The sequence below is a fragment of the Micromonospora sp. CPCC 205561 genome, from assembly GCF_036906775.1.
Taxonomy (GTDB): domain Bacteria; phylum Actinomycetota; class Actinomycetes; order Mycobacteriales; family Micromonosporaceae; genus Micromonospora.
The window spans coordinates 1-12,763 of record NZ_JBAKHV010000050.1 but is presented as its reverse complement, the minus strand read 5'-3'; the positions used below and the strand labels follow the sequence as shown (position 1 = coordinate 12,763).

Genomic DNA, 12,763 nt, shown 5'->3' with positions numbered 1-12,763 from the left:
CTACGGCGAGGTGCCGTGCCGTCTGCCGGCCTGGACCTCTTCGCGGTGGGGCTCGACCGGTTCGGCACCGCGGTCGGTGAGGATCTCGACACCGTCGCCGCCGGTGGCTCCGTCTTCAAGGCCGTCCGAGGTGAGTACGGCTCCGGCAAGACGTTCTTCACCCGGTGGATCGCCGAACGCGCCCGGCGGGCCAACCTCGCGGCGGCGGAGGTGCAGGTCTCCGAGAACGAGACCCCGCTGCACCGGCTGGAGACGGTCTATCGTCGGCTCACGGAGCGGCTGAGCACCTCGACCTTCCCGCCGAGCGCGCTGCGGCCGGTCGTCGACGGCTGGTTCTACGCGCTCGAGGAGGACGTCCTCGCCGCCGGCGAAATCGCCCCCGACGACGTTGACGCCCTCGACCGGGCGGTCGCCGCGCTGCTCGACCAGCGACTCGCCGCCGTCAGCCGGAGCGCCCCCGCCTTCGCCGCCGCCCTGCGCGGCTACCGGCGCGCCACCCTCGACGAAGATCCCGCGACTGCCGACGCGGTGCTCGCCTGGCTCGGCGGTCAGCCGCACGTCGCCGCAGCCGCCCGCCGGGTCGCCGGAGTCAAGGGGGACCTCGACCACTTCGCCGCGCTGAGCTTCCTGCAGGGGCTGCTCGCCGTGCTGCGCGACAGCGGCCATCCCGGCCTGCTGCTCGTGCTGGACGAGGTGGAGACGCTGCAACGCGTCCGCTCGGACGCCCGGGACAAGGCGCTCAACGCGTTGCGTCAGCTCATCGACGAGGTGCACTCGGGACGGTTCCCCGGGCTGTACCTGATCATCACCGGCACCCCGGCCTTCTACGAGGGACCGCAGGGCGTGCAGCGGCTCGCGCCACTGGCGCAGCGGCTCGCCGTCGACTTCGCCACCGACGCCCGGTTCGACAACCCACGCGCGGTGCAGATCCGGCTGCCCGGCTTCACCGTCGACTCCCTGATCGAGCTGGGTGCACGGGTACGCGACCTCTACGCGGACGGCTCGGCGGCCCCTTCGCGAGTGGCCGCTCTGGTCGACGACGCCTACCTCGGCCAGTTGGCCCGGGCGGTCGCCGGCGGGCTCGGCGGCAGGGTGGGTGTCGCGCCGCGCCTGTTCCTCAAGAAGCTCGTCGGGGAGGTGCTCGACCGGGTCGACCAGTTCCCCGAGTTCGACCCCCGGCAGCACTACGCGCTGACCCTGACCGCCACCGAGATGACCGACGTCGAGCGCAACGCGAGCAGCGCCGACGCGGTCGCGCTCGAACTGTAGGAACGTCCGCGATGACGAGTGGTGCCGAACTGCTGCATCCGGTCGTGCTGCACCACGTGGTCAACACGCTGCAGTGGCCGGCGCTGCGGCCGCTGCAGGACGCCGCCGTCAAGCCGCTCCTGGCCGGTGAGGACGCCCTGCTCCTCGCGCCCACCGCCGGCGGCAAGACCGAGGCGGCGGTGTTCCCGCTGCTGTCCCGGATGGCGCAGGAGAACTGGTCGGGCACCTCCGTGCTCTACGTGTGCCCGCTGAAGGCCCTGCTCAACAATCTCCTGCCCCGACTGGAGACCTACACCGGCTGGCTGGGCCGCCGTGCCGTGCTCTGGCACGGCGACGTGACGATGGGACGGCGCCGCACGATCCTTCGCGAGCGCCCCGACGTCCTGCTCACCACGCCCGAATCCCTGGAGTCGATGCTGGTCAGCGCCGCCGTGGACCACGACGAGTTCTTCGGGCAGCTCCGGACGATCGTGGTCGACGAGGTGCACGCGTTCGCCGGGGACGACCGGGGCTGGCACCTGCTGGCCGTCCTGGAACGCCTCTCCCGGGTGGCGGGTCGCCCGGTGCAACGGGTCGGCCTGTCCGCGACGGTGGGAAATCCCGACGAGCTGCTGGGCTGGCTGCAGGGTGCCGGGCGTGAAAAGCGTCCGGCACGGGTGGTGGCACCGGGCATCGGCACGGCTGGCGTCACGACAGCGGCATCGCCCCCCGCCGGTGAGATCGAGCTGGACTACGTCGGGTCCGTGCACAATGCGGCCAAGGTGATCGCGGCCCTGCACCGGGGCGAGAAGCGGCTGGTGTTCTGCGACTCCCGCGTGCTGGTCGAGGAACTCGGCCAGCGGCTGCGGGCGCTCGACGTGACGACGTTCCTCTCCCACGCCTCGCTCTCCGTGGACGAGCGCCGGCGGGCCGAGGAGGCGTTCGCGCAGGAGCGGGACTGCGTGATCGTGGCCACCAGCACGCTCGAACTGGGCATCGACGTGGGCGACCTCGACCGGGTCATCCAGATCGACGCCCCGCGCAGCGTCGCCGCCTTCCTGCAGCGGATCGGCCGGACCGGCCGGCGGCCCGGCAGCAGCCGGAACTGCCTCTTTCTGGCGCTCGACGGGGAGGGACTGCTGCACGCCGCGGGGCTGCTCCACCTCTGGTCACAGGGGTGGGTCGAGGCGGTCGTGCCACCACCCGAGCCCCGGCACATCGTGGCCCAGCAGATGCTCGCGCTGTCGCTCCAGCGGCACCGCGTCGGCGACCAGGTGTGGCCGGGGGAGTGGAACGGACTGGCGCCCTTCGACAGGAGCGCCGAGGTGATCGTGCGGCACCTCGTCGATCACGGCTACCTCGACGTCGACTCCGGGATGCTCTTCATCGGGCCGGAGGCGGAGCTGCGGTTCGGCCGCCGGCACTTCATGGACATGCTGGCGGTGTTCACCGCCCCGCCGCAGTTCACCGTGCTCTCCGGTCGGACCGAGATCGGCCGGACCGATCCGGCGCTGCTCACCGCGAAGGTCCAGGGCCCTCGGCTGTTGCTGCTCGCCGGGCGGAGTTGGCGGGTCACCTACATCGACTGGAAGCGGCGGCGCTGCTTCGTGGAGCCCGCCGAGGGCGGCGGCAAGGCGCTCTGGATGACCGGTGGTTCTCCACAGGGGCTGTCGTACCGGATGGTCCGGGCGATGCGCGACGTGCTCCTCGGCGCCGACCCGCCGGTCGCCCTCACCGGGCGCGCCAGCACCAGGCTCGCCCAGTTGCGGGAGGAGGCCACCCCCCTCGTCCATCCCGGCGGCACGGTGGTCGCCCGCGACGGCGACGGCGAGACGAAATGGTGGACGTGGGCCGGGTTCCGGGCCAACGCCACCCTGATCGCCACCCTCAGCGAGATCGCCGACCCGACCCAGCGGTACGACGACGCCTCGGTCCGGCTGCGACCAGACGTCGATCGGGACATGGTGCGGGCGGCCATGGCCGACGCCGCCGAGCGGCTCTGTCTTCCGGACGTCACCGAGAAGGCCCTCTTCGGGCTCAAGTTCAGCGCCGCGCTGCCCGAACGGCTGGCGGTGGCGACCCTGGCCGCGCGGCTGGCCGACCTGCCGGCGGCACGCGAGGTGCTCGCCGAACCGACCCGGACCGTGCACCTCCCGGGCTGATGCGGATCGGGACCAGGGTAGGAGCTGACGCCGTCAGTTCGGGTGGGGCGGTTCGTCGAGGATGGCGCTGAAACGCTCCTCGGCCAGGTCGAGCTGGCCGAGGATGTGCTCCTTCACCGGCGCCGACAGGGGAGTGTCGGGCCGGGTGACGAGGTCGCGGTAGACCGGTACGAGGGGGCGGTACTTGCGCGCGGACGAGGTCACCTTCGGCCCGACGGTGTGGATGACGCCCACCCCGTTGTCGGTGAAGTCGGAGATCTTGATGACCCGCGCCCACGGCTCCCGGTCCAGGCTGGTTGCCACGTGCTCCCGGTACTGGACGTGCTTGTCCCGCCCCGGGTCGTACGCCGGATTGGTGACCGCGCCGACCAGGCGGGCCACCCGCGGACCGAACCGCCGCGCGAGCACGGCCAGGGCGGCGGCGGTGGCGTCCCCGCCGTCGTGCGCCCCGTCGGGTCCGCCGCAGGACGCGGCGGCCAGCTCTTCGGGATGGTCCTCCACGGCGTCGTGCAGCAGGCCGGCGACGATCACGTCGACGTCGCGGACCTGGTAGTGGTGCATCATCCGGATCGCCACCCGCAGCAGGTGGTTCAGGTAGGGCTCGCGCACCCGCCGGTCGTCGCGGTGCAGCTCGGCGGCCAGGTCGAGGGCCTCGGTGAGCCGCCCCCGGGCGGCCTCGTCGAACGCGCGCAGCTCCAGCCGGAACCGGGCCAGCAGGCCGGGCTCGCCGTGGATCTCGGTGATCGCGTGCATCGGCATGGTGGCCAGGTAGGCGGGAAACTCCATCCGCCACTTATAGCCGATCTTCACCGTGCCGGGGGCCCCGCGTCGGCCACCCGACGCGGTCCCGCGTCCGACGCCCACCGTCACACCGCTCGGCCGCGTCGCGTCGGGCTGCCTCCGGTCGGCCGCGTCCCAGTCGGGCCGCGTCGGGCCGCCAACGGTCGGGCCGCGTCTGGTCCGGCCTTCACCGGTCCGGCCTTCACCGGTCCGGCCTTCACCGGTCCGGCCTTCACCGGTCCGGCCTTCACCGGTCCGGCCTTCACCGGTCCGGCCTTCACCGGTCCGGCCTTCACCGGTCGGCCGCCGTCGGGCCGTCCGGCCGAGCCGTCCGGCGGGTCGCGTCGGTTCAGGCGGCGTGGACGCGCTTGACCAGGCGTACGGTGGTGCCGTCGGCGTTGCCGTCGACGGTGGCCTCGTCCATCATCCGGGCCATGATCATTCGTCCTCGGCCCCGCTCGTCGGCGTCCGGGGTCGCCTCCCGCCAGCCGCCCGTGTCGCTCACGACGAACTCCAGCCGGTCGGTGCGCAGCTGCCCCCGTACGGTGACCGACGCCTCCGGGGCGAACCGGTAGCCGTGTTCGATCGCGTTGGCGCACGCCTCGCCGACCGCGACCAGCGCCGCGTCGACGTCGGCCCCGCCGATGCCGAGAGCGCAGAGCCACTCCCGCAGCGCCCTGCGGGTCGGCGCGAGCTGCTCCGGGACGGCGCTCAACGACGCGGTGAAGACCGCCGGGTCGCGGTGCCGGTAAACCAGTACCGCCACGTCGTCGTTGCGGCTGTCGGGCAGCAGGTCGCGGACGACCCGGTCGGCCAGCGCCCCCTCGGGCAGCTCGCGGCCGTGGGTGAGCGCGGCGACGGCCCGGGAGATGCCGGCGTCGATGAGCTCCCGACGTCGTTCGATCAGCCCGTCGGTGTAGAGCAGCAGCGTCGAACCGGGCCGCAGTCGCGCCCCGGCCTCCGGCCTGCCGGGCACGGCGACGCTGGCCAGCGGCACCGAGCCGGCGCGGGTCAGCAGGTCGGCGGAGCCGTCGGGGTGCACCAGGATGCCCGGCGGGTGACCGGCCGAGGAGTAGCGCAGCGTGCCCAGCGACCGGTCGATGATCGCGCAGAAGACGGTGGTGCAGGCCCCGCCGGGCACCATGCGGGCGAAGTCGTCCAGCGCGGAGAGCACCTCGGCGGGGCTCTTGGCCTGTAGCAGCAGGGCGCGCGAGGCGCTGCGCAGCTGACCCATCACGGTCGCGGCGGGCAGGCCGCGCCCCACCACGTCGCCCACCACCACGCCGACCAGGTCGTCGGGGAGCTGCACCACGTCGTACCAGTCGCCGCCCACCTCGAGGGGCGCCACCGCCGGCTGGTAGCGCGTGGCGAACCCGGTCGGCAGGTCGACCGGGCCGAGCATCGCCCGCTGCATGGCCAGGGCCACCGTCCGCTGGGTCTCGAAGGCCCGCGCGCGCACCAGGGCCTGGGCCAGCGCGGCGCAGAGCTGCCGCACCAGCGGCCGGTCCACCGCCGGCACCGCCCGGGGCGGGTCCAGCTCCAGCCACACGCCGCCGGGCGTGCCCCCCGGCTCGATTCGCGCCCCGAGGGCGGTCACCGAGCCGGCGTCGTCGAGGACCAGCCGCGGCTCGCCCTCCGGGCCCAGCCCGTCCAGCGCCCGCTGGACGGGGCCGGTCAGATCCAACCCCCGGGTCACCACCAGTGGCGTGCCGGCGGCGTCGGCGCAGACCGCCAGGCCGCGGCTGCCGTCCAGCAGCGTGCAGAGCTCGGACAGGCCGGCGTCGAGGACCTCGGTCACGTCGGTGGCGCGGGCCAGCCGACCCGAGAGGGCGGTCAGGGCGGACTGCCGCGCGGTGGCCAGCACCTCGGCGGTCACGTCGCGCAGCGTGGCGACGTAGAGGCGGCGGCCGGTGCGCGGCTCCCGCAGCGAGTTGTAGACGGCCTCGGCCCAGATCCGGTGCCCGTCCGCGTGCCGCAGCGGCAGGGTGACCCGCCCCCGGTCGGAGTCGCGGGCGGCGCGCAGCACGTCGACCAGCAGACGCCGGTCGGCCGGCGTGGCGTCGGGCTCCGGCCACCACGGGTGCGGCGGCGGCACCGGTGCGGCCAGCCGGGCGGCGCCGACCAGCCGGCAGAACGCCTCGTTGGACTCGACCAGCGCGCCGTCGGCGTCGACCACGGCGAACGCGTCCTGCAGGGACTCGATCAGCGCCGCCCGCCACGTCGCCTCCTCCGCGCGCAGCCGGGCCAGTTCCAGGTGGGCGCCCACCCGGGCCAGCAGTTCCGCGGAGGAGAAGGGCTTGGCCAGGTAGTCGTCGGCGCCGCCGCGCAGCCCTTCCACCGCGGCCTCCTCGCCGGCGCGGGCGGAGAGCACGATGATCGGCAGCCCGGCCGTACGCCGGTCGGCACGCAGCGCCCGGACCAGCCCGAAGCCGTCCAGCCGGGGCATCATCACGTCGGTCAGCACCAGGTCCGGCACCCGCTCGGCGATCCGGTCGAGCGCCTCCCGGCCGTCGGCCGCCGTGACCACCCGGTGCACCGGCGCGAGCAGGCTCGTCAGGAACGCCCGCAGGTCGGCGTTGTCGTCCACCACCAGCACCGTCGTGGCGTCGCGGGCGCCGGTCGCCTCGGCACCGCCGGCCGCCGCGGCGGGGGACGAGCCGGGGAGCCAACGCAGGGCCTCGGTGACGTACGCCTCGTGCGCCGGCTCGTGGCCCCGGCCGCCGGGCGTCGTGGTCGCGGCGGCGGCCCGGCCGTACGGCAGCCGTACGGTGAACGTCGCGCCCTCGCCCTCGACGGAGCGCACGCCGACCGAGCCGCCGTGCAGCCGGACCAGCTCCTGCACCAGCGCCAGCCCGATGCCGGTGCCCTCGTGCGACCGGCCGCCGGCGCCGCGCACCCGGTGGAAGCGGCGGAACAGCAGCGGCTGCTGGTCCGCCGGGATGCCGACGCCGGTGTCCTCGACGCTCAGCGTGACGTGCGTGTCGTCGCCGCGCAGCCGCAACCGCACGGCGCCGGCCAGCGTGTACTTGAGCGCGTTGGAGAGCAGGTTGACCACGACCTTCTCCCACATGTCGCGGTCCACGTACGCGGGGCGCGGCAGCGTCTCGACGTCCACCCGGTAGGTCAACCCGGCCTGACGCATCGCGTACGCGAACGACTCGGCGACGCCGACGGTGAGCGCCGCGAGGTCCGTCGCCACCCGGTCCGGGTCCAGCCGGCCGCCCTCGACGCGGGCGAAGTCGAGCATGTCGTCGACCAGCTTGCGCAGCCGGCCGGTGCTGCGGTGCACCAGCTCCAGCCGTTCGCGCTGGGCCGGCGGGAGCGGTTCGCGCAGGTCGGCGAGGCTCTCCCGGACCGGTCCGGCGATCAGGGTGAGCGGGGTGCGCAGCTCGTGGCTGACGTCGGTGAAGAACTCCGTCTTCGCCGCGTCCAGCTCGGCCAGCGCCGCGGCCCGGCGCCGCTGCGCCTCGTAGGCCAGTACGTCGCTCAGCGCCGTCGAGACCCGGCTGGCGACCAGGCCGAGGAAGTCCCGGTACGCCTCGTCGAGCCTCCGGAACGGGCTGATCCCGGCGACCAGCACGCCGACCGGCCGGTCCTGCCCGGTGACGAGCAGGGGCAGCAGCAGCACCTCGTCCACCGGGGCGTCGGCGGTCGCTCCCACCCGCGCGCGCGGGTGCCCGGGCGGGGGCACGCCCCGGACGCGCGCCGGCCGGCCGGTGCGGGCGACGTCGCGGATCTGCGCCAACCAGTCCGGCCCCGGGAGCGAGGCGGCGCCGTCGCCCTCGGGCAGGCCGACGGAGGCGGCCAGGACCAGCTCGTCCGCCGCGGCGGGTGCGCCCGCCTCCGTGGCGTCGTCCGGCACCGTCCGCGCCGGACGCAGGTAGATCATGGCCGCGGGCAGGTCGGCCGGGCTGGCGGCGAGCACCCGGGCCGACGCCTGGACGGCGTCGTGGGTGGTGTCCGCCGCGGCGATGGAGACCGACCCCAGTCCGCGCAGCGTCTCCAGCCGCCGGTCGGCCAGCACCCGGGCCGTGACGTCCGTGGTGGCCACGAAGACGCCGAGGACCCGGCCGCTCCCGTCGAGCACCGGGCTGTAGGAGAAGGTCCAGTACGTCTCCTCCAGGTAGCCGTGCCGGTCGAGCAGGAGCAGCTGCTTCTCGGCGTAGGTGGCGCCGTGCCCGGCGAGCACGTGGTCGGTGAGCGGACCGAGCTCGTCCCAGACCTCCGCCCAGCAGAGCGCGCCGGGCTGGCCGATCGCGGCGGGGTACTTGCCGCCGAGCACCGGGGTGTACGCGTGGTTGAAGATCTGCACCAGCTCCGGGCCCCACCAGAGCAACATCGGGATCTTCGACGGCAGCACGGTACGCACCGCCGCGCGCAGCTCCGGCGGCCAGCTCCGCACCGGACCGAGCGGGGTGGCCGCCCAGTCGGTCGCCCGGTGCGCCGCGCTGGTCGGGTCGTCGCCGGCGAAGAGGTCGTCGGCGGACGCCCGGTCGACCGGTGGCCCGACACGCTGCTCAGAATCCACGTCCCGGCCCCCTGTCCCCGCTGATCCCCGGATCGCACGCAGCCGCGCCGTGCCCCTCGTACCGCCGCAGTCATTTCCCCCGCCGCGGGTGGCTTGAACCGTCCATCGACGTGACCCGAGCCGCAGGCCGCGGCGCCGGGCCGGCCACCCGCGTCGGCGGCGGCGACGTACCCGGCGGGCGTCGCGCCGGGGACGGGCGAGGCAGGCCCGCAGGCGGTGATCAGCACCAGGTCGAGCGGCCGTCCGCGTGGCGCTACCGGGTCAGCCAGGCGGCGGCGCGGCTCCGGACCGGCTCCGGGACCTCGTGGGGGCCCGGAAACTCGTCGTAGGTGACGTCGTGGCCCAGCGCCCGCAGGCGGGGCACCAGGCGGCGGCTGCACACGTCGACCGGGAGGACGGCGTCGCGGGCGCCGTGCGAGACGTAGATCCGTGGCCGGCCGTGGGCGACCAGCGGCGCGGCGAAGCCGGGGGAGAAGGCCACCACCGCGTCGACCAGGTCGCCGTTGGTCAGGCCCAGGGAGAGGGCGTACGAGGCGCCGTCGGAGAAGCCGCCGAACGCCACCCGGCCGACGGGGTAGCCGGCGAAGACGGTGGCCAGCAGGCCGTCGATGCGTCGGACGTCAGTCCCGAAGCCCGCCACGACGAGGTCCCAGGTGCTCGACACCGCCTGCGGGGCGACCAGCAGCAGCCGGTGCGCGTCGGCCACCGGCAGCAGCAGGTCCAGCCCCTGCCGGGCCGAGCCGCCCGCGCCGTGCAGGAGCAGCACCAACCGGTACGGCGGACCGTCCACGGGCTCCGGCGCGTACACCATCGCCAGCGGCGCGCCCCGCGGGTCGGTCAGCGACGCCGGCCCGGCGGCGGCCAGGGCGCTCGGCGGCGCCGGGCGCGCGGCGAGCCGGCCGTGCCGGGCGTTCTCCGCCGGCTGCCGGTGCGGCGGCGCGGGTTCGGCCACGGAGATGACCGCTCCTCGTCCTCGGCGGGCAGGTGTCGGCGGTCTACCCGGCCGCCCACCGGTCACTCCCCGCCGTGCCGGCTCGTCCGCCGTGCCGCTGACCCGTCGCGCCCGCTCACGCGCTGACGCGGCGGACCAGGCGGGACGGGAAGAGCGTCGACGGCGGCACCGGCCGCCCGGCCAGCACCGCCGTCGCCGCCGCCGTGGCGATCCGCGCCACCGGGTGGGTCGCCGTGGTCAGCGCGGGGGTGGTCATCGCGGCGAGCGGGATGTCGTCGAACCCGGTGACCGCGACGTCCCCGGGCACCTGCACGCCCTCGCCGCGCAGCCGGTCGATCACCCCGAAGGCGGTGGCGTCGCTGCACCCCACGATCGCGTCCGTGTCCGGCCAGCGCTCCAGCACCTCCCGGGCCGCCACCCGGCCCCGGCGCGCGCTGAAGTCGCCCGGCACCAGCCGTACGGGCAGTGCCGCGTCGCGCACCACCCGCCGGTACGCGTGCACGGATCGGGCGGCGCAGGACAGCCAGCGGGGCCCGGTCACCATGGCGATGCGGCGGCGCCCGGTGGCGTACAGGTGCCGCACCACCGCCTCCGTGCCGCCGCCGTTGTCCACGTCGAACGCCGGTACGAGGGCGGAACCGACGCCGATCGAGGCCACCCGGCCCCGCAGCCCCACCGGGACCGCGTCCAGCACGGCCTCCGTCGTGTTGGTCAGCAGCAGCGCGCCGAGGCCGCGCTCCTCGGCCAGCCGGCGCAGCCCGCCCGGTGCCCCGGTGGGCAGCCAGTGCAGCGCCACCCCGAGCCCGTACGGCGCGCAGACCCGCGCGGCCGCGCCGACCACCCGGTCGACGTACGGGTCGTCGAGGACCGTCGCGTCGGTGCCGGAGACCGCGACGACGAGCCGCAGCCCGGTGCCCCGGACCAGCGCGCGGGCGGCCAGGTTCGGCACGTAGCCGAGCTGGTCGGCGGCGGCGCTCACCCGGTCGCGCGCGGCGGGGGAGGCGTACCCGGTGTTGGCGAGCACCCGTGAGGCGGTGGCCCGGGACACCCCCGCCGCGCGGGCGACGTCCTGCAGGGTCGATGGTCGGCGCGTCGTCATCCCGGTCCTCCCCGTCGTCGCCCCCGTGCGGGCGGTCGGTCCGCATCATCCCTCTCCGGGCACGCCGCCGGTAAGGGGCGCAGCCGGGTTGTCCTGAGAGCGCTCCCAGGTGTGGGATCGGGCAGCAGACCGCCCGAGGCGAGAGGACCGCCACCGTGAGCCGTACCGCCGTCCCGTCCGCCGCGTCGGCCCCGGCCGTGTCCCGGACGGTGCCGGCCGCGCGAAACGGCGTGGCCGTGGTGTTCGCCCTCAACGGCCTGGCCGTGGCGACGTGGTTCTCCCGGGTGCCGGCCGCCCGCGAGGCGCTCGGGCTCAGCCCGGGCCGGCTCGGCCTGCTGCTGCTCGCCATGTCCGTCGGCGCGCTGCTCGCGATGCCGACCGCCGGCCTGGTCGCCCAGCGGCTCGGCACGGCCCGCACGGTCGCCCTCGGCAGCGTTTTCGTCGCGGCCGGTCTCGCCCTGGCCGGTGTCGCCGCCGACCTCGCCGGGTCCCCGGTCGGGGTGGCGCTCGGACTGTGCGCCCTGGGCTACGGCTCCGGCACCTGCGACGTCGCCATGAACGTCGAGGGCGCGGCCGTCGAGCGGCGGCTCGGGCGCACGATCATGCCCCGCTTCCACGCGGCGTGGAGCCTCGGGACCGTCTCCGGCGCCGGCCTCGGCGCCGGGGCCGCCCGCCTCGACGTGCCGTCCGCCGCGCACCTGGTGGCGCTGGCGGCCGTGGTGCTGCTCGGCACGCTGCTGGCCGTCCGGTCGTTCCTGCCGGCCGCCGGGAGCGGCACCGCCGCCGACCCGGCCGCCCCGGCCGAGCGCCGCCGCGATCTGCTCGCCGCCTGGCGGGAGCCGCGCACCCTGCTGATCGGGCTGTTGGTGCTGGTCGCGGCGTTCGCCGAGGGCAGCGCCAACGACTGGGTGGCGGTGGCCTTCATCGACGGCCACGACCTCAGCGAGGCGGCCGGTGCCGCCGTCTTCGGCGTCTTCGTCGTCGGCATGACCCTCGGTCGCACGGTGGGCACCCTCGCGCTGGACCGGTGGGGCCGGGTGCCGGTCCTGTCCGGCACGATCCTGCTCGCCACGGCCGGCGCCAGCGTGGCGGTGCTCGCCGGCTCCGGGCCGGTGGCGGTCGCCGGCGTCGCGCTCTGGGGGATCGGCGCGTCGCTCGGCTTCCCGGTCGGGATGAGCGCGGCGGCCGACGACGAGCGGCGCGCTCCGGCCCGGGTCAGCGTGGTGGCCGTGATCGGCTACACGGCGTTCCTCGCCGGCCCGCCTCTGCTCGGCCTGCTCGGCGACCGGGTCGGTACGCTGCGGGCGCTGCTCGTCGTGCCGCTCCTGCTGCTGCCCACTCTCGCCCTGGTGCCGGCCACCCGCCCGCCGGCGCGCTGACTCGTCGTGCCGCTCCTGCTGCTGTCCCCTCTCGCCCTGGTGCCGGCCACCCGCCCGCCGGCGCGCTGAGCGGACGGTGCCGGGCCCGGCCGCGCTGTCGGCAAGCCGCTCCGTGCGGCTCGCCCGCGGGGGCCGGAAGATCGCGCGGGCCCGGCCAGCGCGCTCCCAGGAAGCGCGCAGGTCGCTGCCAGGCCGTGGTGGTGCACTGGAGGCGACGCCGAGGAGAGGAGCCGGGCATGGGCTGGTTCAGCCGCCGGTCGCGCGCCGCCGACGCGACCCCGACAAAGCTCGACCGTGAGGCGACCCGGGAGGACCTGGCCGCGCTGGAGGCGTTCGTCGCCAGCCGTCGGGGCGTGGAGTTCTACCTGGAGCCGGAGACCACGGCGACCGACACCACCGTGGTCGCCATCGCCCACGACGGCGAGTGGATCCGCCGCCGCACCGGCTCGCCGCGTGCCGCCGGGACGATCGCCCGCAGGCACGCCGTGCCGCTGTACGAGGCGGCCCGCACCGGCTACCCGGAGCGGATGCGCGCCTGGAACCGCGCCCACCCCGAACGCCACACCCCCTAACCCCCCCGCCCCCACCCCCCGCCCCCACCCCCCACCCCCGCCC

Annotated in this window: 8 protein-coding genes; 4 read left to right on the top strand and 4 right to left on the bottom strand. The window is 75.8% G+C overall.

The window, feature by feature from the left end:
- Positions 1-15: 15 nt before the first annotated feature.
- Positions 16-1,269 (top strand): BREX system ATP-binding protein BrxD, encoded by a 1,254-nt coding sequence (gene brxD, locus V6V16_RS22345; protein ID WP_442934133.1) that lies wholly within the window; start codon positions 16-18, stop codon positions 1,267-1,269.
- 11 nt (positions 1,270-1,280) lie between these two features.
- The gene (locus V6V16_RS22340) at positions 1,281-3,410 is read left to right on the top strand and encodes a DEAD/DEAH box helicase (RefSeq protein WP_334564977.1); all 2,130 of its coding nucleotides are present in this window, start codon (positions 1,281-1,283) and stop codon (positions 3,408-3,410) included.
- A 33-nt stretch (positions 3,411-3,443) separates the two neighbouring features.
- Here V6V16_RS22340 and V6V16_RS22335 read toward each other — a convergent pair whose 3' ends face one another.
- The 4 genes from V6V16_RS22335 to V6V16_RS22320 form a co-directional block, all read right to left on the bottom strand.
- The gene (locus tag V6V16_RS22335) at positions 3,444-4,196 is read right to left on the bottom strand and encodes an HD domain-containing protein (protein ID WP_334564976.1); all 753 of its coding nucleotides are present in this window, start codon (positions 4,194-4,196) and stop codon (positions 3,444-3,446) included.
- Between the two features lie 343 nt (positions 4,197-4,539).
- The gene (locus V6V16_RS22330) at positions 4,540-8,718 is read right to left on the bottom strand and encodes a SpoIIE family protein phosphatase (RefSeq protein WP_334564975.1); all 4,179 of its coding nucleotides are present in this window, start codon (positions 8,716-8,718) and stop codon (positions 4,540-4,542) included.
- 253 nt (positions 8,719-8,971) lie between these two features.
- Positions 8,972-9,670 carry an alpha/beta hydrolase gene (locus tag V6V16_RS22325; RefSeq protein ID WP_334564973.1) on the bottom strand — a complete coding sequence of 233 codons (699 nt, stop codon included), beginning with the start codon at positions 9,668-9,670 and terminating at the stop codon, positions 8,972-8,974.
- Positions 9,671-9,785: 115 nt separating this feature from the next.
- On the bottom strand, positions 9,786-10,769 hold the full coding sequence (locus V6V16_RS22320; RefSeq protein ID WP_334564971.1) for a LacI family DNA-binding transcriptional regulator: 984 nt from the start codon (positions 10,767-10,769) through the stop codon (positions 9,786-9,788).
- Positions 10,770-10,924: 155 nt separating this feature from the next.
- Here V6V16_RS22320 and V6V16_RS22315 point away from each other — a divergent pair, with 155 nt between their 5' ends.
- Together V6V16_RS22315 and V6V16_RS22310 are read left to right on the top strand one after the other, a co-directional pair.
- Positions 10,925-12,148 (top strand): MFS transporter, encoded by a 1,224-nt coding sequence (locus V6V16_RS22315; protein ID WP_334564969.1) that lies wholly within the window; start codon positions 10,925-10,927, stop codon positions 12,146-12,148.
- Between the two features lie 236 nt (positions 12,149-12,384).
- Positions 12,385-12,720 carry a hypothetical protein gene (locus V6V16_RS22310; RefSeq protein ID WP_334564967.1) on the top strand — a complete coding sequence of 112 codons (336 nt, stop codon included), beginning with the start codon at positions 12,385-12,387 and terminating at the stop codon, positions 12,718-12,720.
- The last annotated feature ends 43 nt before the right edge of the window (positions 12,721-12,763 follow it).